At 67.4% G+C, this 20,104-nt stretch carries 16 protein-coding genes; 8 read left to right on the top strand and 8 right to left on the bottom strand.

Annotated features, from left to right (window positions below; all coding sequences use genetic code 11):
• Positions 1-8: 8 nt before the first annotated feature.
• Complete coding sequence (locus MAAFP003_RS12145; RefSeq protein WP_096287231.1) at positions 9-323, top strand: hypothetical protein; 315 nt, start codon at positions 9-11, stop codon at positions 321-323.
• A gap of 1 nt (position 324) precedes the next feature.
• Here the strand turns inward: MAAFP003_RS12145 and MAAFP003_RS12150 are convergent, their stop codons facing one another.
• From MAAFP003_RS12150 to MAAFP003_RS29920, 3 genes are all read right to left on the bottom strand, one after another.
• Positions 325-753, bottom strand: a complete 429-nt coding sequence (locus MAAFP003_RS12150; protein ID WP_133160848.1) for a hypothetical protein — start codon at positions 751-753, stop codon at positions 325-327.
• Complete coding sequence (locus MAAFP003_RS12155; RefSeq protein WP_096287235.1) at positions 750-2,246, bottom strand: PPE domain-containing protein; 1,497 nt, start codon at positions 2,244-2,246, stop codon at positions 750-752. The genes MAAFP003_RS12150 and MAAFP003_RS12155 overlap by 4 nt, the downstream gene beginning before the upstream one ends.
• A 249-nt stretch (positions 2,247-2,495) precedes the next feature.
• Positions 2,496-4,850, bottom strand: coding sequence for a hypothetical protein (locus MAAFP003_RS29920; RefSeq protein ID WP_096287237.1), 2,355 nt, complete (start codon positions 4,848-4,850; stop codon positions 2,496-2,498).
• 307 nt (positions 4,851-5,157) lie between these two features.
• Here MAAFP003_RS29920 and MAAFP003_RS12165 point away from each other — a divergent pair, with 307 nt between their 5' ends.
• A complete protein-coding gene (locus tag MAAFP003_RS12165) occupies positions 5,158-8,136 on the top strand; it encodes an acyl-CoA synthetase (protein WP_243393979.1) in 2,979 nt (992 codons plus the stop codon).
• Complete coding sequence (locus tag MAAFP003_RS12170) at positions 8,129-8,338, top strand: Trm112 family protein (protein ID WP_096291082.1); 210 nt, start codon at positions 8,129-8,131, stop codon at positions 8,336-8,338. Before MAAFP003_RS12165 ends, MAAFP003_RS12170 begins: the two co-directional genes overlap by 8 nt.
• Here the strand turns inward: MAAFP003_RS12170 and MAAFP003_RS12175 are convergent.
• Positions 8,335-9,426 carry a methyltransferase gene (locus MAAFP003_RS12175; RefSeq protein WP_096287241.1) on the bottom strand — a complete coding sequence of 364 codons (1,092 nt, stop codon included), beginning with the start codon at positions 9,424-9,426 and terminating at the stop codon, positions 8,335-8,337. The genes MAAFP003_RS12170 and MAAFP003_RS12175 overlap by 4 nt on opposite strands.
• A 169-nt stretch (positions 9,427-9,595) precedes the next feature.
• On the opposite strand from MAAFP003_RS12175, the gene MAAFP003_RS12180 reads away from it, so the two are divergent.
• Positions 9,596-12,916 (top strand): LuxR family transcriptional regulator, encoded by a 3,321-nt coding sequence (locus tag MAAFP003_RS12180; protein WP_096287243.1) that lies wholly within the window; start codon positions 9,596-9,598, stop codon positions 12,914-12,916.
• 45 nt (positions 12,917-12,961) lie between these two features.
• Here MAAFP003_RS12180 and MAAFP003_RS12185 read toward each other — a convergent pair whose 3' ends face one another.
• From MAAFP003_RS12185 to MAAFP003_RS12200, 4 genes are read right to left on the bottom strand one after another with little or no spacing between them, the layout of a single operon-like run.
• The gene (locus tag MAAFP003_RS12185; protein ID WP_096287244.1) at positions 12,962-13,582 is read right to left on the bottom strand and encodes a TetR/AcrR family transcriptional regulator; all 621 of its coding nucleotides are present in this window, start codon (positions 13,580-13,582) and stop codon (positions 12,962-12,964) included.
• 1 nt (position 13,583) lies between these two features.
• Positions 13,584-14,402 carry an ABC transporter permease gene (locus MAAFP003_RS12190; RefSeq protein WP_096287245.1) on the bottom strand — a complete coding sequence of 273 codons (819 nt, stop codon included), beginning with the start codon at positions 14,400-14,402 and terminating at the stop codon, positions 13,584-13,586.
• Entirely contained in the window at positions 14,336-15,100 is a 765-nt protein-coding gene (locus MAAFP003_RS12195; RefSeq protein ID WP_096291083.1) for an ABC transporter ATP-binding protein, read from the bottom strand. Before MAAFP003_RS12195 ends, MAAFP003_RS12190 begins: the two co-directional genes overlap by 67 nt.
• Positions 15,101-15,150: 50 nt before the next feature.
• A complete protein-coding gene (locus tag MAAFP003_RS12200) occupies positions 15,151-16,419 on the bottom strand; it encodes an ammonium transporter (RefSeq protein ID WP_096287247.1) in 1,269 nt (422 codons plus the stop codon).
• A 68-nt stretch (positions 16,420-16,487) separates the two neighbouring features.
• On the opposite strand from MAAFP003_RS12200, the gene MAAFP003_RS12205 reads away from it, so the two are divergent.
• The 4 genes from MAAFP003_RS12205 to MAAFP003_RS12220 all read left to right on the top strand — a co-directional run bounded on the left by MAAFP003_RS12205 (position 16,488) and on the right by MAAFP003_RS12220 (position 20,101).
• Entirely contained in the window at positions 16,488-17,099 is a 612-nt protein-coding gene (locus tag MAAFP003_RS12205) for a DNA-3-methyladenine glycosylase (RefSeq protein WP_096287249.1), read from the top strand.
• 11 nt (positions 17,100-17,110) lie between these two features.
• Complete coding sequence (gene tyrS, locus MAAFP003_RS12210; RefSeq protein WP_096287251.1) at positions 17,111-18,382, top strand: tyrosine--tRNA ligase; 1,272 nt, start codon at positions 17,111-17,113, stop codon at positions 18,380-18,382.
• Between the two features lie 437 nt (positions 18,383-18,819).
• The gene (locus MAAFP003_RS12215; protein ID WP_243393887.1) at positions 18,820-19,209 is read left to right on the top strand and encodes a DUF732 domain-containing protein; all 390 of its coding nucleotides are present in this window, start codon (positions 18,820-18,822) and stop codon (positions 19,207-19,209) included.
• A gap of 184 nt (positions 19,210-19,393) precedes the next feature.
• Positions 19,394-20,101 (top strand): tetratricopeptide repeat protein, encoded by a 708-nt coding sequence (locus MAAFP003_RS12220; RefSeq protein WP_165796356.1) that lies wholly within the window; start codon positions 19,394-19,396, stop codon positions 20,099-20,101.
• Positions 20,102-20,104: the final 3 nt, after the last annotated feature.

Consider the following 20,104-nt stretch of genomic DNA (forward strand, 5'->3'; position numbering starts at 1 on the left):
GAGAGGACATGACGATGGTCTATCCCGGCGTCGGCCCCCAGGCCGAATCCGTCCCATGGCCCGCCGAACAAGCATTCCGTGCCGGTGCACGCGCGGAGCAGGCATTCCTGCGGGCCAGAGCGGCGCAGCGGTCCGCAGCAATAAGCTTGGACCACTCCGCGGCCAGTCAGGACCGAACGGCCAAGGCCTTCGAAGACGTGGCCGAACGCCAGCGCTGCGACCGTCAGCGTGACCGATATCTGGCCTACGCCGCCCGACACCGCGCGTTCGCGCAAGAGGATCGCGAGATGGCCTGCCGGCTACGCCAGACTGCCACCACCTGACTCACTTTGTGCCGTCGGCGGCTTCCGGCGGAGGCGCAACAGGTTCGACCCGGCGTGGCCGACGGCCAATGACACCTTCGGTCCACGGCCGTTCCTCGGTGTAGATGGCCGAGTCGTCGGGATCCACGCGTTTAGCTTTGCTGGCGTTCTGGTCCTGCGGAGGCATGCCGGGCATCGGGGGCATGCCACCGACCTTCGCGCCATGAGCTCCCGCGGCGGAGTCCGACGCCGAGCCGGGGACACGAGGCGTGAGCTCCGAGGCGGGCGCGGGCCGCGGGCCTCCCTGCGGGAGGCCCGGCCCCTGCACCGGAGCGTGCACCGGGGGTGCCAGCGGATGTTCCACTCGCGGCGGCGGGCCGGCGCCGGCGCCGGCGAGCGGTATGTTGACCCCGCCGCCCATCGTCCCGCCCGCCCCGGCCCCGTGCGTCACGTTGGGTACATGCCCGCCCGCGGGGGTACATGCCCGCCCGCGGGCAGCGGCGGCACCCACGGCACACCCGGCTTGGTACCGCCCGGGGGTACGGGAGGCGTCTTGGCCGCCATCCCTTTTGCCATGTTCGCGAACTGGTTTACCGTGCCCATCAATTTCGACACCGACGGGACCTTCGGCGTGCCGGCGCCGACCGACTTGGCCAGGGCGGCTTGCTGAGCGCCCATGGATTTGGCGAACGCCTGCTGCTGCTCCTTGGCCTTCTCGTGTGCCTCGTCGGCCATGTCTTGTGCCTGTTGTCGTGCCTTGCGCGCCTCTTCCTGCGCATCTTGTCGCGCCTTGCGCCCCTCTTCGAGTGCTTCCCGCCGCGCCCTGCGGGCCTCTTCTTCGGAATCCTGCCGTGCTTTACGCGCCTCTTCTCGAGCCTTCTCCGCCTCTTCCTTCTGCGCTTTCAGCATCGCTTGCATCGGCTGCATCGCCCGTTGCTGTTGCTTCTCCGCTAGCTCCTCCGCCTTCTGCTCGGGCGTCTTGAAGAGGTCCGCGTCGGCGCGGTCCGGTGGCATCGAAAGGTTGATGAGCGACCACGGCAATCCGGCCTGTTTGCGGTATTCGGCCCGCACGTCCTCGGACATTTTCTGCAGCCGCTTATAGGCCTCGTAGTCCCGGCTGGAGATCCTTTTCGCCAGCAGTTTGTTGTGTAGCGGCTCTACCTGTGCCGAAGTGGGGTGTTGAACGACGGCGACACAGTGTGCCGACGCGAGCGCCCGCGCCTGTTGGCCGAGTAACGCGCAGTTTGCTGCCATCTGGTTCAGCCAGACCCGGTGCTGCTCGAACTGCTTCTCGACCTGGGTAACGGCCGTGCCGCGCCATGATTCGAACGGCCGGAACCGAATCGCGGCGTCGCGCAATTTCCCTTCGTACATGCTCCAGCTGTCGGCAAATCGGAACAATGCCGTCGCGCGCGCATCACCCGCGTTGATTTGTTTCGCCGCGTCCCGCACCCGAAGAAATACGTTATCCGACTGTGCCACCAACAATTTCGATCCGTCCCCGATCCATGACGGGGTGGCGGGCGGGGGGACGAACGAGCCGACAGCGTCGGGTTGGAGCTGATATGTGGACGGTTGCCTCAGCGTGGCCGAGAAAGCCGGCATGGCCGATGCCACTTTGTTCGCGGCGTCCGCGTCGACCCCTTCGTATTTTTTGGCGGCTTCGACCAGCAACTGGGCCAGACGCCGCCACCGCTCTTCGCCCGCCTTGAGGGCCATCGCCACGTTGTCGGCGGATCGCTGCAGCACCGTGGCTGCATTCCGGACCATCGCCAGCTCGCACGGAGCCTTGGGCTGTTCATCGGGCCATTGCGGCAGGGCTTCGGCCAGCTGCTTGGCCCTGTCGATCAACTCCTGCGGCTCGACACTGAGCGTCGATTGCGGACGTTCCGGCGGCTTGACAACACTCGGCACGCGCGGTTGCTGGACGCTGATCGCCGGCAATCCGCGTGACGAAGGTGGGAGTTTCACCATCGCAATCCTGTTCTGCGGCTACCCATCCAGTAAGCACAGGGGGTGTCGCTATGAGCCGATCCGCATTACCGCCGGGGTGATTTGTCTTCCCGAGACAAACCCGACCTCTGGGAGCCTAAACGACAATCGACTTTTCGTCGTGAGATCACCGCAGTTTCGGCGATGAGTCAATCCTGTAGTCGCACTGGCGGATTGATTGAACAACCGGTGTAGAGAAAGTTAATCGGGGACCGCCGCCGCGGATTCGTCGTAAAAGTCGGCTGTTCGCCGGCGATAGGCCGGATCGTTAAGCGCGGCTGCGTGCAGTGCGGCGAGGTATTTCCAATACAGCCAATCGGCGATTGCCGAGCGCCGAGTCTCCGCGTCGACCCGACGGTGCGCCGCCTTGAGGGAAAGCTGTTCGGCCTGAGCCGCATAAGCGTGAAACGCCCGCAGGTGCGCATCCTCTCGGCCGGTGTCGGTGCTGAACATCGGCTCCATGACCTCGAACCAGAGCATGCCCTCTTCTTCGGCCGGAGGGCTGACTTCGACGGGGGCGGGCGGCAATCGGTCGCGCAAACTCTCGTCGGGGACTGCGGCCAGCCACTCGGCCGCCTGCGGATCCACCACCTCCAACCTGGACCGACCGATCATTTCCCCGCTGTCCGGAATGTCGTCCGGCTGCAGCAGGAACTTCTCCACCCCGGGTTCGGTATCGGCCAGCTGTTCTTCGGTCGCGATGACCGCCCGAAGCTGGTAGCCGTGGTGATTCGCCCAGCCCTGCACGGCGATCACCGGGTAGGTCGCCCAGCTCGCCCGGTCAGCCGCCGCGATCTCGTCGTCGGCGCTGGCCAGGAACACCGGTTCGGGCAAGTGAACCCCGTCCGGGATGTAGGCGATTCCATAGCTGTTCGCCAACACAATCGCACCGTCGGTCGTCACCGCGGTCACCCAGAAGAAACCGAGATCGCTCGCGCCGTCGTCTGAGTCGTTACCGTCGTCGCCGTCCTGAGCGTTCAACGCGGCGGCGATGCGCCGGGCCAGCAGCAGCGGATCCACGCCGTCGCGTCGCGACGCGTCGGTAGTGGCGGCCTGGGCGACGGCATCGCGTTCGGCCAGCGCCGCCGACACCGGGATCGATGCCATCACCGCATCGCGGCCGCGCGGCGCCGACGGCGCGGCGAGCGACGCGCTCGCCGGCTTGGATCCGGTATCGGTGCTCGGCTCGGCGGCGACGGGGGAGGTGGCCGGCGTCGACGGCTGTGCTGGCAGGCCCGGCGAAGCGGCGGCCGCCGGACCGGATCCGCCGCCGCCCGTCTCCGGCATCGCGGACGGCGCAGGAGCCTGCGGCATGGCCGGAGCTGCGTGTGAGATCGGTGAGGCCGTCGGACTCAGCGGCACGGCGGGCGCCGCCGGAGCCAGTGGCGCCGCGTGCCCGCCGCCGGACCCGACCGGCATCGGGCGAGACTGCTGGCCCGGTGCCGACGGCGGCGGCGCCGTTGGGGGGTGTGCCGGCGCGGCGTGCGCTGCCGCGGGTCGGTGTGGCGCGACCGCCGGCTTCGGCGAGCCCGCAAGGGACTGCGGGATTCCCCGGCCACCCGCGCCGGTACCGGCTTGGGAAGCCGAAAACAACCCGCGACCGCCCGCTCCGGCACCCCGCTGCGGCACCGACGCCGGCCGATCCTTTTGCGCTGCTGGATCGGTCGCGGCTCGCGGATCGCCCGGTTGTTTCGCACCATCCGGTGTTGCCGCACCCGGGCCGTTTTGCGTGCCCGGACCGGGCTCGACCGGCCCATCCGTCGGTCCCGGGCCATCGGCCGTATCCGCATCATTCGTCGTTCCCGGGCCACCGTCCGTCCCGGGAGCATCGTCGGTGCCCGGACCATCCGGGTCCAGCTGATCCCCGGGGTTTCCGGACGGGTCCTGATCCGCCGGTCCGTCGCCCGAATCGGTCGCGCCGTCGTAGGAGGCGGGTTTCACCGCGCCGTCCGCTGCTTCCGGATCGGCGACACCATCCCATGCCGCGGAGTTGAAAGGGTCGTCCGCCCCTTCGGCTGCGGGTGGCCACGCCATGGGGTTGAACGACTCCTCGGCCGCTTCCGGATTCGGCGCGGAAGCCGGCCCGCCGCCGGCGATGCCCGGGTCGGATGTAGTCGGACCCCCAGCGCCCGGCGCCGTCGGGTGCGGCGATTGCTCCTGGGCCGGGGGTGGTGCAGAAGTAAGCTGCGCGCCGCCGACCGCTGCCTGCGGTGCGGGTGCGGACTGCGTGGCGTTGAGCTGTGGTTTAGCACCTTTGCTGTTGTCGCCGGTGAATTGCGCCCGGTCGAGTTGGTTGCCCAGCTTCTTGTCGGTCTCGGCGTACATGCGGGCCGCGGCGGCGATCTTTGATCCCGTCGCCGTGATGGCGGCTTGGGCGGCGGGTAACCCCTCAGTCACCGGGGCCTCGATCATCGGCATGGTCACGTTGAGCGCTTCGGACACCGCATCCGCCCCGGTCGCGGTCAATGGCGGCGGCGGCTCGGGCAGCATCTGACTCTGTAATGTGGCGCCGGCGAGCTCGAGATGGAACGGGTCGACGATCAGGTGTTCAGGCATCGCCCAAACCCATTGCGTAGCAACGCATTCGATACCCCCCGACGCAGTACATCGGTTGCAACACGATCGCGAACCGGCCCGCAACAGCGAGCAAACACAACGCCGGGCCGTCGGGAGCTTAACAGTTACCCGACCCGCGGCTGGAGATGTTTCAACGGCGTTGGCCTGGCGGGCGTACAGGCGTAACCATGCAGCCTCTGACTTCGCCGCGCGAGCAAACAGCCTGACCAGAACCGCCAAGGACGGCGATGTGCCATGATGTCTCAGCTGTCGAGAGTGGGGAGCAGCGGTGGATCTGAACTTGTCGATGATCACGCGGCCGGTGGAACGACTGGTCGCGACGGCCCAGAACGGCCTGGAGGTCTTGCGGCTGGGGGGCCTCGAGACCGGCACCGTTGCGTCGCCGTCGCAGATCGTCGAAAGCGTGCCGATGTACAAGCTCCGGCGCTACTTTCCGCCCGACAATCGCCCCGGCCAGCGTCCGGTGGGCCCGCCGGTGCTGATGGTGCACCCGATGATGATGTCGGCGGACATGTGGGACGTGACCCGCGAAGACGGTGCGGTCGGCATCCTGCATTCGCATGGGCTGGACTGCTGGGTCATCGACTTCGGTTCACCCGACAAGGTCGAGGGCGGCATGCGCCGCAACCTGGCCGACCACATCGTCGCACTGAGCCAGGCGATCGACACGGTCCGCGACGCCACCGGCGCCGATGTGCACCTGGTCGGGTATTCGCAGGGCGGGATGTGGTGCTATCAGGTCGCCGCCTACCGCCGTTCGAAGGCGCTGGCCAGCATCGTGACCTTCGGCTCGCCGGTGGACACCCTGGCCGCGTTGCCGATGGGCATCCCGGCAAACTTCGCCCCACCCGTCGCCAACTTCATGGCCGATCACGTCTTCAGCCGCCTGGCCATCCCGGGTTGGATGGCGCGGGCCGGCTTCCAGATGCTGGATCCGCTCAAGACCGCCAAGGCCCGCGTCGACTTCGTGCGTCAGCTGCACGACCGCGAGGCGCTGCTGCCCCGCGAACAACAGCGCCGGTTCCTCGAGCGCGAGGGTTGGATCGCCTGGTCCGGTCCGGCGATCTCCGAGCTGCTCAAGCAATTCATCGCGCACAACCGGATGATGACCGGCGGGTTCGCTGTCAACGGACAAATGGTCACGCTCACCGACATCACCTGCCCGGTGCTGGCCTTCGTCGGTGAGGTCGACGACATCGGCCAGCCGGCGTCGGTGCGCGGTATCCGGCGCGCCGCACCCGACGCCGAGGTCTACGAAGCCCGTATCCGCACCGGTCATTTCGGCCTGGTCGTCGGATCCAAAGCGGCAGAACAGGGTTGGCCCACCGTCGCCGCGTGGATCGAGTGGCTCACCACCGGTGGCGACAAGCCCGACAACATCGACCTGATGGCCGATCAGCCCGAAGAGCACACCGACAGCGGCGTCGCGCTGAGTTCGCGGCTTACGCATGGCATCGGCGAGGCGTCGGAGGCGGCGATCGAGCTGGTGCGCGGCGCCACCGGCGCGGTGGTCGCGGCCAACAAATCCATGCGGACGCTGGCCGTCGAGACCGCGCGTACGCTACCCCGGCTGGCCCGGCTCGGGCAGATCAACGACCACACCCGAATCTCGTTGGGCCGCATCATCACCGAGCAGGCCCGCAACGCGCCGCGGGGCGAGTTCCTGCTGTTCGACGGTCGTGTGCACACCTACGAGGCGGTCGACCGCCGCATCAACAACGTTGTCCGGGGCCTGATTCAGGTCGGCGTCCGGCAGGGCGACCGGGTCGGCGTGCTGATGGAGACGCGACCCAGTGCGTTGGTCGCGATCGCCGCACTGTCCCGCCTCGGTGCCGTCGCGGTGGTGATGCGCCCCGACGCCGACCTGACCGCATCGGTGCGGCTCGGGCGGGTCGGCGAGATCATGACCGACCCCACCAACCTCGAGGCCTTACGCGACTGGCCGGGCCAGGTGTTGGTGCTCGGTGGTGGTGAGGCGCGCAACCTGCATCTGCCCGAGGACGGCTCGAAGCAAAACCAGGTCATCGACATGGAGCAGATCGACCCGGATGCCGTCGAGCTCCCCGCCTGGTATCGGCCCAACCCGGGATTGGCCCGGGATCTGGCGTTCATCGCATTCAGCGCGGTCGGCGGCGAGTTGGTGGCCAAGCAGATCACCAACTACCGGTGGGCGGTGTCGGCGTTCGGAACCGCTTCGGCGGCCGGCCTGGACCGCCGAGACACCGTCTACTGCCTGACGCCGCTGCACCACGAGTCCGCCCTGCTGGTCGCCCTGGGCGGCGCGGTTGTCGGCGGTACCCGCATCGCGTTGTCGCGCGGGCTGAACTCGGACCGGTTCGTCCACGAGATACGGCAGTACGGCGTCACCGTCGTGTCCTACACCTGGGCGATGCTGCGCGACATTGTCGACGACCCCGCCTTCGTGCTGCACGGTAATCATCCCGTCCGGCTGTTCATCGGCTCGGGTATGCCGACCGGATTGTGGGAGCGCGTCGTCGACGCGTTCGCGCCCGCGCACGTCGTCGAGTTCTTCGCCACCACGGACGGACAGGCGGTGCTGGCCAACGTGTCCGGCGCCAAGATCGGCTGTAAGGGCCGGCCGCTGCCGGGTGCCGGGCGAGCAGAACTTGCCGCCTACGACGCCGAACACGACCTGATCCTGGAAGACGAGCGAGGCTTCGTGCAGGTTGCCGACGTCAACCAGGTCGGGGTGCTGCTGGCGGCTTCCAACGGGCCGATCGATCCGACGGCGTCGGTCAAGCGCGGGGTTTTCGCGCCCGCCGACACCTGGATCTCCACGGAGTATCTGTTCCGCCGCGACGAGGACGGTGACTTCTGGCTGATGGGCCGGCGCGGCTCGGTGGTGCACACTGCCCGCGGGCTCGTCTATCCCGAGCCGGTCACCGACGCGCTCGGCCTGATCAACGGCGTGGACCTCGCGGTGACCTACAACGTGCCGTTCGGCAACCTGGAAGTGGCGGTGTCAGCGGTGACGTTGCTGCCCGGAGCCACCATCACCGCGGCGGATTTGACCGAAGCTTTCGCCGGCATGCCGCTCGGGCTGGGACCCGACATCGTTTGTGTGGTGCCGGAGATGACGTTGAGCGCGACCTACCGTCCCACCGTCAGCGCCCTGCGGGCGGCCGGGATTCCCAAATCCGGGCGGCATGCCTGGTATTTCGACACCGCCAGCTCGCAGTACCGCCGGTTGACTCCGGCGATACGGTCCGAACTGGCCGCCACGTATCGAGGTGACGATGCTTGACCAGACTCTGCTGAGCATTCTGGTGTGCCCGCAGGACCGCGGCCCGCTGCTGCTCGTGTCCCCAGAAGACGGCGACGAGCTGCTCTACAACCCACGGCTGCGCCGTGCTTACCGCATCGAGGACGGTATCCCGGTGCTGCTGATCGACGAGGCGCGCGACGTCGACGAGGACGAGCACGCCCGCCTCACCGAACGGGGCTAGCCGGCGGTGGCTTCCACGATGCTGAACGGCGAGGGTGTCGACACAATCTGAGTCATCTGAAATCCGCTCTGCTGCAACAAATCCCGATATTCATCCCGGGTGCGCTCCCGGCCCGCATTCATGACCAGCATCTCGAGATCCGTCCATTTGGCAAGAGCATCTCGATCGTGCGGGGGTATCACGCATTCGACCAGCAAGACGGTTGTTCCGGTGTGGGTTGCGGCGCGCAGGGTTTTGAGGATCTGCTGGGCTTGGTCGTCGGGCCAGTCGTGGATGATGTTCTTCAGCACGTAGAGGTCGCCGTCATCGGGGACCGCCTCGAAGAACGATCCCTCGATGATTCGCACGCGCTCTGCGACGCAGTGTCTGGACAGCAGTGGTTCGGCGCCGGCGACGACGTGCGGCAGGTCGAAAAGAATGCCGGTCGTCGTTGGGTTTTTGGCGAGGATGCCGGCCAGCAACCGGCCATGCCCGCCGGCAACGTCCACGATGGTGCGATAGCCGGCGAAGTCGTACGCGGCGATCACCGCATCAACGGCCATCTCGGAGACGTTCGTCATCGCCGCATCGAAGACCGCACTGAGTTCGGGGTGGCCCGAGAGCCATTCGAACCCGTCCATGCCACGTAACTTCGGAACGACCGCCTCGCCCGTGCGAACCGCATCGACGCAATGGCTCCAATGTTCCCGCATCTCCGGCGTGCCGACCATCCGGGCCATCCCAGCCACGGAATCGCGTGCGTCCCACCGCAGCGTGCCTGCGAGCGACGTCAGCCCGTACCGGCCGTCGCGGTGCCGGCAGAAGATGCCGCGGCCGATCAGGGCCCGCAGCAACCGGCCCAGCGCGTCCTGTTCGGCGCCGACCCTGGCGGCCAGCTGATCGAGTCCCAGGGGTCCCCCGTCCAGCGCATCGGCGATGCGGAGTTCGGCGGCGACGGCGATCGCCTGGGCCACCCAGGCCCCGGACACGAGTTCCGCCATCACCGCCGGTGCGGGGGCCAGGGACTGGTGAAGCCGCAGAAGCTGCTGACGAAACCGCTGTACTGCGTTGACCATCGGGACCGGCGGGACTCGGGTCGCGATTTTCATGGGGATTCCTCTCGGTGCATCGCTTTGCATTTCGGAACGACTATCCGGCGCCGTGGCGTCGACACCATCGGCCAGAACGCGGAAAAAATGCGGGTGGGGGTCGGAGAACCGCACGACGGCCACCGAAATCTGCGCGGTTTCGCGGATGTTATGGCGCTGGCGAACACTGATGCTGGCTAACATGAGCGAGATTGACCCACGCGCGGGGATACCACCGATGAACGAGAGCGACGTAGGGCTGACAGAGCTACCGACCGGCACGGTGACGCTGCTCCTCGCCGATATCGAGGGGTCGACGCGGCTCTGGGAAACGCAGCCTCACGAAATGGCGCAAGCTGTCGCGCGGCTCGACCGCGCACTCACCGAGCTTATTGCCGCCCATCGCGGTGTGCGCCCGGTTGAGCAGGGCGAAGGCGACAGTTTCGTCGTCGCGTTCGACCGCGCCACCGACGCGGTCGCATGCGCTCTCCAACTGCAGTTGGCGCCCCTGGCGCCGATCCGGCTGCGGATCGGTCTGCACACCGGCGAGGTCCAATTGCGGGACGAAAGCAACTACATCGGACCGACGATCAACAGAACCGCGCGGCTCCGCGACCTGGGGCATGGCGGACAGACCGTCCTGTCCGGCGCAACCGAAGAGATGGTGGCCGACCACTTGCCGCCCGACGCCTGGTTGCTCCCGCTGGGAAGCCACCAGCTGCGTGATCTTCGCCGCGCCGAGCGGGTGATCCAGCTGTGCCACCCCGACCTGCACAACCAGTTCCCACCCCTGCGCCTCCCGGCCGCGGTGTCGGTGGGGCTGCCACCTCAGCTGACCAGCTTCGTGGGCCGCCAGGACCAGATAGCGGAGCTGACGCGCATCATCGCGGAGAATCGACTCGTCACCCTGACCGGCCCCGGCGGCGCGGGCAAGACCCGCCTCGCCGTGCAGGTCGCCGGCCGGATCGCCACCGAATTCGGCGACGGCGCACACTACGTCGACCTGGCACCGATCACCGAATCCGACCTCGTCCCCGCCACGACCGCCCGCACACTCGGGTTGACCGACATTCCCGGGCGCTCCGCGGGTGACGCCATGCTGGGTTTCATCACCGACCGGCAGATGCTGCTGGTGTTGGACAACTGCGAACACCTGCTGGATGCGACCGCCGACCTCGTCGGCCCTATCCTGCGGGCCTGCCCCGGTGTGACAGTGCTGACGACCAGCCGCGAGCCGATCGGCATGACCGGTGAAGTGATCTGGCGGGTGTCGTCCCTGTCGATCATCGATGAAGCGGTCGAGTTGTTTACCGACCGTGCGCGTCTCGTCAGGCCCGAATTCGTCATCACCCAGGACAACGCCGCCGCGGTCGAAGAGATCTGTCAACGCCTTGACGGCATGCCGCTGGCGATCGAACTCGCCGCGGCGCGAGTGCGGGCCCTGTCGGTCACCGACATCCTCACCAGCCTGCACGACCGGTTCCGCCTGCTGACCGGGGGGAACCGCACCGCGGTCCGGCGCCAGCAGACCCTGCGGGCATCGGTGGATTGGTCGCACGCGCTGCTCACCGACGTCGAACGTCTGATCTTCCAGCGGCTGGCGGTGTTTCGCGGCGGATTCCACCTCGATGCCGCCGAAGCCGTTGCCACCGACGATCAGGTGCAGCGCCACCAAGTGCTCGACGAGCTCACCCTGCTGGTGGACAAGTCGCTGGTGATTGCCGAAAACATCAGCGGCCGAACGCGATACCGGCTGCTCGAGACGGTTCGGCAGTACGCCTTGGAGAGGCTTGGCGAATCCGGTGAATCGGATGCGGTTCGCGCCCGGCACCGTGACCACTACACTCAGCTGGCCGTGGTTCTGGATCAGCCGAACTCCGCCGGCCGACGCGAGCATGTCGAACAGGCTGAGAGCGAAATCGACAACCTGCGAGCCGCATTCACCTGGAGTTGCGATACCGACGACGGCAACCGGGCGCTGCAACTCGCGTCCGCCCTGCAGTCCTTGTGGCTCACCCGCGGGCGCGTCCGGGAAGGCCTGTCGTGGATCAAGTCGGTGCTGTCCGACGGGTACTCGCCGCAGGACGGACTGGCGCCCGCCGTTTACGCGCGGGCGCTCGCGGACCACGCGGTGCTCGCCGCAGCGGTAGGTGATCCGATCGGCATGGAGGAACCTCAACGTGCCCTCGCGCTCGCGCGTGAGATCGGGGAGTCCGGCCCGCTGCTCCATGCGCTGGTCGCGTGCGGCTGCACCGCCGCTTTCAACCCAGAGATCTCCGGCCCTTACCTCGATGAGGCGGCAGGTCTGGCCCGCGAATCCGGCGACAAGTGGAGATTGAGTCAAATCCTCTGGTGGCAGAGCTATGCGGCGATATGCGGCGGTGATCCCACCGCCGCGCTCAGGGCAGGGGAGGAAGGTCGCGACCTCGCCAACGAGATCGGCGACGGGTTCCTTTCGCGAATGTGTCGATTCTGGGGTGTCGGAACGGCGTACGTCATGCGTGGGGAACTCGCGCGCGCTAAAGCCGAATTCCTGCAGATCATGGCGGAGGCCGAGGCCGAGCACGACTTGCTCATGCGGGAACTCTGTCACTGCCACCTGGGCCATACCCTGGCGTGGATGGGAGAGGCCGAAGCCGCCGTGGCGGCGGCGGCCGCCGCGGTCGAAGCCGCGTCCGAATTCGGTGATATGGCCGAAGGCATGGCGGGCGGCCCGTTGGCTCTCGCACAACTCGCGGCGGGCGACGTTGCGGCCGCGGTGCAGACCAGCGAGCTGGCGGCACGACGCATAAGCGCGCAGCAGGGACACACCGTGGTCAATGCCAACCCGATCGCCGATGTCCTGCTGGTGCGCGGTGACCTGCCTGCGGCCAGAGGGTGGGCCGACGCGGCGGTTGCGGTAACGGCGGGCTGCCACTTGATGATTGCGCTCAACACTCGCGCCCGCGTCGCGACCGCGCAGGGTCAGCCCGACCAAGCCGAGCGCGATGCCCGCGAAGCATTGGCCATCGCAGCCGCGCTCGGTGCCCACGTGGGCACCCCGGATGCCCTTGAGTGCCTTGCCGGGCTGGCCGGTGGCGCCGGCAGCCACCGTGAGGCGGCGCGCCTTTACGGCGCGGCTGACGCGGTCCGGCAAAACACCGGCGTGATGAGGTTCAAGGTCTACGACGACGCTTACGTCGCGGCGCGCGACGCGGTCCGGGAAGCTCTGGGGCACATCGATTTCGAGAGCGCGTGGGCCGAGGGCGCGGCGCTGTCCGTCCAGGAAGCGATCGCGTATGCCCGTCGAGGGCACGGCGACCGTAGGCGGCCGACAACCGGTTGGGGTGCGCTGACCCCCACCGAGCATGACGTAGTGCGGCTGGTCAGCGAAGGGTTGGCCAACAACGACATCGCCGCACGGCTTTTCGTCTCGCCGCGCACGGTGCAGAGCCATCTCACCCACGTCTACAACAAGCTCGGCATCGGCTCGCGGGTGCAACTCGTGCAAGAGGCGGCCCGGCACCAGTAGGAACGGCCCGACGTCGGCGAAGTTGCCCTGCTGGAAATTTCCGCTTCAGTCCGGCAGATGCGGCAAATCCCCGGTGAGGTAACGCTGCAGGTTGGGCGCGATGGTGCGGGCGATCTGTTCGGCCGGCAGCGACGCGAACGGCTCGAGTTGAAATATGTAGCGTGCCATCACCACTCCCACCAGCTGAGAGGCGACGAACTGGATGCGGATGACGCCGCTGCCCGGCGGATCGTCGACGCGGGAACCCACTTCGACCGCGATGATGTCCTGGATGAACGTGCGGAACAGGTTAACCTCCGCGCCGGCCAGGACCGACCGCAACACCGCAATGAACCCGGTGCCCAGCTCGGAATCCCACAGCGGCAACAACATCGACGGCAGCCGGTAGCCGATCTCCTCGACCGGCACCTCGCGCAACGGACCGATGATGTCCATCGGGTCGATCGGGATGTGCACAGCCGCGGCGAATAGCTTTTCCTTGGTGCCGAAATAGTGATGCACGAGTGCCGAATCGACACCCGCCGCCGCGGCCACCGCGCGAATCGAAGTATTACGAATACCCTTGCTGGCGAACAACTCTCGGGCGCTGGTCAAGATGCGATCGCGGGTGTCGGAATTGCCGGCCGGGCGCCCGGGTCGTCTGCGCCCGGTCTTGGCGGCCGTCACGTTATGGCGTCCGTCGCCGCAGTGTCGCCGCGGCCAGGCACAGCGCCGCGAACGCCGAACCCGCCACCACGGCGATGTCGCGCACCGCGATGCCGGTCAGTTCGGTATGCGAATTGACTTGTTGCAGAGCTTCCAGCGCGTAGCTGGCCGGCATGACGTTGCTGATCCATTGCAGCCAGTCTGGCATCAGCGCTCGCGGGACGATGATGCCGGCCAGCAGCAGCTGCGGCACCATCACCAGCGGGATGAACTGCACGGCCTGAAACTCGGTGCGGGCGAACGCACTACACAGCAAGCCCAGGCCGACACCCAGCACCGCGTTGACGATCGCGATCACGAACACCCACACCCAGCTGCCCTTGGTATCGAAGCCGAGGAACCAGAACGACACGGTGCACGCCACGGTCGCCTGCGCCGCCGCGGCGATCGAGAAGGCGGTTCCGTAGGCGATCAGCAGGTCGAGCCGGCGCAGGGGAGTGGTCAGGATGCGCTCCAGCGTCCCCGAGGCCCGCTCGCGTTGCATGGTGATCGCGGTGATGATGAACATCACGAACAGCGGGAAAAGACCGAGCAGGATCAGGCAGGCATTGTTGAACGGCGCCGGCGTGCCGGGCGGGTGATGGGCATTGCGAAACATGAAGTACATCAACGTGATAACCAGAACCGGAACGGCCAGGATCATCGCGACACTGCGGTGATCGGCGGCCAACTGACGCAGTATCCGCGTCGTGGTGGCGGTGTATCCCTTGAGACCTAGCCGGCTTCGCGCATGATGGTGCGCTTGATGATGGACAGAAACGCGTCCTCCAGTGACGTGCATCCGGTGTCCCCTCGTAGTTGGGTCGGCGTGGTGTGGGCGAGCAGGTTCCCGTCGCGCATCAGCAATAGGTCCATGCAGCGGTCGGCCTCGTCCATCACGTGACTCGAGACCAGCAGGGTGGCGCCCGCACGGGCGAGGTCGTTGAACTGATCCCAGAGGTCGGCGCGCAGCACCGGGTCGAGGCCGACCGTGGGCTCGTCGAGCACCAGCAGCTCGGGCTGGCATACCAGTGCGCAGGCTAGCGACACTCGGGTGCGCTGGCCACCGGAGAGGTTGGCGCAGAACGCGGTCCGGTGATCGGTCAGCCCGACCCGCTCGATCGCAGCGTCGGCGGCGCGGCTGTCGAAGCCGTAGAGCGACGCGAAGTAGCGAACGTTGTCGGCGACGCGCAGGTCGTTGTAGATGGTCGGGTCCTGTGGCAGATAGCCGACCCGGCGGCGCAATCCGGCGGAGCCGGCGGGTTTGCCGAGCACGGTCACGGTTCCCGAAGTCACGATCTGCGTGCCGACGATGCTTCTGATCAGCGTGGTCTTGCCGCAGCCGGACGGGCCGAGCAGGCCGGTGATGCTGCCCTTCCTGATCTGCACCGAAAAGTCGTGCAGAGCTGGGCGTTTGCCGCGGATAACGCGCAGATGGTCGATGTCGATGGCGACTTCGCCGCCGGGGGTGATTAATTCATCACGAGATGAAATCATCATGTGATGAATATTCATCCTCGCGGTGAGGCTTGTCAAGGGATGGTCTGGAGTCAGCCGGGTGAGCCGGGGCGGCGCAACGGCAGATGACCGTGCACGCCCTCGGCGTAGGCGGTCTCGGCGTGCTGGGTGAAGTCGACGCCGGTCGTCTCTTCCTCGGGGCTGAGCCGGAAACCCATCATCCGCTCGATCACCTTCGCGAGGACGAACGTCACCGCGAACGCATAGACCGCGACGACGACGATCGCGAGCGTCTGCTTGCCGAGCTGGCCGAAGCCGCCCCCGTAGAACAGGCCCTGCGGGCCCGACGTCATGACGGCCGTGGCCAGCAGCCCGATCAGGAAGACCCCGACCACCCCGCCGACGAAGTGCACACCGACGACGTCGAGCGAATCGTCATAGTTGAAGCGCAATTTCGCCGTCACCGCGAATGCGCAGACTACGCCCGCGGCGAGGCCGACGGCCGCGGCGCCGAGCGTGTTGACGGTGCCGCACGACGGGGTGATCGCGACGAGGCCGGCCACCACACCGGACGCCGCACCGAACGTCGTGGGCCTGCCGTCGCGGATCTGCTCGACCGTCAGCCAGCCCAGCATGCCGAGGCAGCCGGCGACGAGCGTGTTGAGGAAGATGGCCGCGGCAGTTCCGTTGGCGGCCAACGCAGAACCGGCGTTGAACCCGAACCAGCCGAACCACAGCAGTCCGACACCGACAAAGAGCAGCGGCAGATTGTGCGGCCGCATGGCGTCTTTCTTGAAGCCGATGCGGGGTCCCAGCACCAGCGCCAGCGCCAGCGCCGAGGAACCCGAGACGATCTCGACGACCAGGCCACCCGCGTAATCCAGCACGCCGAGCTTGCCCAGCCAGCCGCCGGGGCCCCATACCCAGTGCGCGACAACCGAATACACGACAATCGCCCAGATCGGGACGAACACCATCCAGGCAGCGAAGCGGGCGCGGTCGGCGATCGCGCCACTGACCAGGGCCGCCGTGATGATCGCGAAGGTCAATTGGAACGTCGCGTAGAGCAGTTCGGGAACCGTGCCGTGCAGGCTGTCGGGCGTGATGCCGAGCATCCCGAGATGACTGAGGTTGCCGATGAACCCGCCGGCGCCGTCTTCGGAGAACGCGAGCGTGTAGCCGAGCAGCAGCCAGGCCACCGTGACAAGCGGGATCGAGACGAAGCTCATCATCATCATGTTGAGCACCCCGGTGGTGCGGACCATCCCGCCGTAGAAGATCGCCAGGCCGGGGGTCATCAACAGGACCAGTGCGGTACTGGCCAGCAGCCACGCGGTGGCAGCGGGGTCGATTGCATGCATTGTTTTGGCTCCTTCGCCACGCGGCAACCGGGAGTTTGCCATGTTCGGGCTCTCGGTAGGTTCGGTGGGTGGGTGCACGCAAGCTGGTAGTCGACCCCGTCGCGGCGGCGCACCGGCTGCTCGGCGCCACCCTCACCGGCCGGGGCGTGCGCGCGATCGTCGTCGAGGTGGAGGCCTATGGCGGAGTTCCCGACGGGCCGTGGCCGGACGCGGCGGCACACTCCTACCGGGGACCCAGCGGCCGCAACGCCGTGATGTTCGGGCCGCCGGGGCGGCTGTACACCTACCTCAGTCACGGGATCCACACCTGCGCCAACGTCTCGTGCGGGCCCGACGGCACGGCCGCCGCGGTGCTGCTGCGCGCCGCCGTGATCGAGGACGGCGTCGACATCGCCCAGGGCCGCCGCGGCGAGGCCATCCGCACCACCGCGCTGGCCCGTGGTCCCGGCAATCTGTGCGCTGCGTTGGGAATTACGATGTCCGACAACGGAATTGATCTGTTCGACCCGGACTCCCCGGTGTCGCTGGCATTGAACCAAACCGACGGCGCGGTGGCGGGCCCGCGGGTGGGTGTCAGCCAGGCCGCCGACCGGCCGTGGCGGCTGTGGCTGGCCGGTCGACCGGAAGTCTCGGCGTACCGGCGAAGTCCGCGGGCACCTGCCCCCGGCGCCAGCGACTAGATTCTTACCCCATGATCCTCGACGAGCTGGGCTGGCGTGGACTGATCGCGCAGTCCACCGACCTCGACGCCCTGGCCGCCGAATCCCAGCGCGGACCGCTGACGGTGTACGCCGGCTTCGACCCGACGGCGCCGAGCCTGCACGCGGGACACCTGGTGCCGTTGCTGGCACTGCGGCGTTTTCAGCGCGCCGGGCACCGGCCGATCGTGCTCGCGGGCGGGGCGACCGGCATGATCGGCGACCCGCGTGAGGTCGGGGAACGCAGTCTCCACGAGGCCGGCACCGTCGCCGAATGGACCGAACGGATTCGCGGACAGCTGGAACGCTTCGTCGACTTCTCGGATTCGGGGGACTCACCGACTGGCGCGATCGTCGCCGACAACCTCGAGTGGACGTCCCGGATGTCGGCGATCGAGTTCCTGCGCGATCTCGGCAAGCACTTCTCGGTCAACGTGATGCTGGATCGCGACACCATCCGGCGGCGCCTTGCCGGCGACGGGATCTCCTACACCGAGTTCAGCTACATGCTCCTGCAGGCCAACGACTACGTCGAACTGCACCAGCGCCATGGTTGTGTGCTGCAGATCGGCGGCTCGGATCAATGGGGCAACATCATCGCCGGGGTTCGGCTGGTGCGCCAGAAGCTGGGCGCGACGGTGCACGCACTGACCGTCCCGCTGGTGACCGCCGCCGACGGCACCAAGTTCGGCAAATCCACCGGCGGCGGCAACTTGTGGCTGGACCCGCAGCTGACCAGTCCGTATGCCTGGTATCAGTACTTCGTCAATACCGCGGACGCCGACGTGATCCGCTACCTGCGGTGGTTCACCTTCCTGTCCGCCGAGGAGTTGGCCGAGCTGGAACAGGTGACTGCCGAACGTCCGCAACAACGCGCCGCCCAGCGGCGGCTGGCCACCGAACTCACCGTCCTGGTGCACGGCGAGGCGGCCACCGCGGCTGTCGAACACGCCAGCAAGGCGCTGTTCGGCCAGGGCGATTTGGACCGTCTCGACGAAGCGACGCTGGCCGCCGCGCTGCGCGAAACGTCGGTCGCCGAGCTCAAGCCCGGCGGCCCCCGCGGCATCGTCGACCTGTTGGTGGCCAGCGGCCTGTCGGCGAGCAAGGGCGCCGCGCGACGCACAATCGGCGAGGGCGGCGTCTCGGTCAACAACATTCGGGTCGACAGCGACGAATGGTCGCCGCAGGACTCGGATTTCCTCCACGGCCGGTGGCTGGTGCTGCGTCGCGGAAAGCGCAACATCGCCGGCATCGAGAAGGTCTAGAAGAAGTATTCAGCGGAGATCCCGTCAATCGGAGGGGAAGCCGATATGAGAGGAGGGGAGCCTCGTTTGGAAGGAGCGACGAGATCCCCGCTGTGAGAACTAGTTTTCCCGGATCGAACGCTCCCGGGTATCCGTCAACCGGTTGAATCGCGGGTGGAAATCCGGTGTCCCCCATTCGGGGGACACCACCGTCTGGCTTGAGCGCGTTTGTGGTTTCAAATCGCTTGGGCGACAACAGATTAGGTGTACCGAGCTGGTCGTCGGTCGGCGGCGGGCCATCAGCGGCGGACCATATTGCACCCGAGATTGTCAAGACGTCAGAGCAAAACGCGGTGGTGTGCAAACCTTTACCTGGCCGTGCCCTAAACGTGACACTCGTTGGCCACTGTAGTCACAATGAATTTGCGCAGCCACCACACAATCGACGAGAGCGAGAGATGACGGCGCAATCAATGGCGTACCAGTGGACCTTGCGGGCCGGTGCCCAGGTCAAGGCCTTCGGGTTTATGGTCTTGACCGCGGCTTTGATCGTCGCGGCGGCATCGATGGCCGCCCCCATTCGCGCTGACATAGCGAGCAACGCCTTCCTGTCCAGGCTGACCAATGCCGGTATTGCCGTCACTGCGCCGGCCGCCACACTGGCGCAGGGGCAGTCGGTCTGCCCGATGCTGGTCCAGCCGGGTCGGTCGTTCGATTCGGTCGTCTCGGAAGTGTCCAGCGGCAACGGCATGACCGAGAAAAATGCGGGCATCTTCACGATCATCGCGATCGCGACCTTCTGTCCTTCGATGATCGCGCCGTTGGTTCCGGACCGGTTCAAGGCGTAGCGAGACCCACACCCGGGTGCCCGTATCCTTTTCGAGGAGACCGGAGCGATCGAGGTGAACGACACGAGTGGGCGACGATAGACAGCGTCACAACGGCGAACGACGCCCGCGCACGGGATCTGGGGGCGCACCGAAGCGGCGCACGGGCCGTGACGTTCCGTGGTCCGGACCGGGCCGCGCCCGCATGGCCCAGCCGCGCAACGCTGCGCAGGACCGCGATCGCCCGGCGGACAGCGGGCCCCCGATACCGCCCGACGTGGACGCCAAACAGCTGGCTCCCGAAATCCGCGGCGAACTGAGCACGTTGGACCGCGCGACCGCCGATGCGGTGGCACGCCACCTGGTCGCCGCCGGTGAGCTGATGGACGAAGACCCGGAAGCCGCCCTGAACCATGCCCGTGCCGCGCGCGCCAGGTCCAGCAGGATCGCCGCCATCCGCGAAGCGGTCGGCATCGCCGCATACCGCACCGGCGACTGGGCCCAGGCGCTGTCCGAACTGCGTGCCGCCCGCCGGATGGGCAGTAAGTCCTCGCTGCTGGCGTTGATCGCGGATTGTGAACGCGGCCTTGGCCGGCCGGAGCGGGCGATCGAACTGGGCCGCGGGGAAGAGGCGGCCCAGCTGTCCGGCGACGACGCCGACGAGCTGCGCATCGTGATCGCGGGTGCCCGCTCCGATCTCGGCCAACTCGAACAGGCGCTGACGCTGTTGTCCACGCCGCAACTGGACCCGAGCCGCTCCGGCGCCACGGCCGCCCGGCTGTTCTACGCCTACGCCGACACCCTGCTGGCGCTCGGCCGCAATGACGAAGCGCTGCAATGGTTTTTGCACTCCGCGGCCGCCGACGTCGACGGCGTGACCGACGCCGAAGACCGGGTCAGCGAGCTGGGCTGACGA

It is taken from the genome of Mycobacterium ahvazicum, assembly GCF_900176255.2.
Classification (GTDB): Bacteria; Actinomycetota; Actinomycetes; order Mycobacteriales; family Mycobacteriaceae; genus Mycobacterium; species Mycobacterium ahvazicum.

What these genes read in the sequence shown, in the direction of transcription:
- MAAFP003_RS12145 (WP_096287231.1), top strand. Translation starts at nt 9, where the DNA reads ATGACGATGGTCTATCCCGGCGTCGGCCCCCAGGCCGAATCCGTCCCA.
- MAAFP003_RS29920 (WP_096287237.1), bottom strand. Translation starts at nt 4,850, where the DNA reads ATGCCTGAACACCTGATCGTCGACCCGTTCCATCTCGAGCTCGCCGGC.
- MAAFP003_RS12165 (WP_243393979.1), top strand. Translation starts at nt 5,158, where the DNA reads ATGATCACGCGGCCGGTGGAACGACTGGTCGCGACGGCCCAGAACGGC.
- MAAFP003_RS12170 (WP_096291082.1), top strand. Translation starts at nt 8,129, where the DNA reads ATGCTTGACCAGACTCTGCTGAGCATTCTGGTGTGCCCGCAGGACCGC.
- MAAFP003_RS12175 (WP_096287241.1), bottom strand. Translation starts at nt 9,426, where the DNA reads ATGAAAATCGCGACCCGAGTCCCGCCGGTCCCGATGGTCAACGCAGTA.
- MAAFP003_RS12180 (WP_096287243.1), top strand. Translation starts at nt 9,596, where the DNA reads ATGCTGGCTAACATGAGCGAGATTGACCCACGCGCGGGGATACCACCG.
- MAAFP003_RS12190 (WP_096287245.1), bottom strand. Translation starts at nt 14,402, where the DNA reads ATGCACGTCACTGGAGGACGCGTTTCTGTCCATCATCAAGCGCACCAT.
- MAAFP003_RS12195 (WP_096291083.1), bottom strand. Translation starts at nt 15,100, where the DNA reads ATGATGATTTCATCTCGTGATGAATTAATCACCCCCGGCGGCGAAGTC.
- MAAFP003_RS12200 (WP_096287247.1), bottom strand. Translation starts at nt 16,419, where the DNA reads ATGCATGCAATCGACCCCGCTGCCACCGCGTGGCTGCTGGCCAGTACC.
- tyrS (WP_096287251.1), top strand. Translation starts at nt 17,111, where the DNA reads ATGATCCTCGACGAGCTGGGCTGGCGTGGACTGATCGCGCAGTCCACC.
- MAAFP003_RS12215 (WP_243393887.1), top strand. Translation starts at nt 18,820, where the DNA reads ATGACGGCGCAATCAATGGCGTACCAGTGGACCTTGCGGGCCGGTGCC.
- MAAFP003_RS12220 (WP_165796356.1), top strand. Translation starts at nt 19,394, where the DNA reads ATGGCCCAGCCGCGCAACGCTGCGCAGGACCGCGATCGCCCGGCGGAC.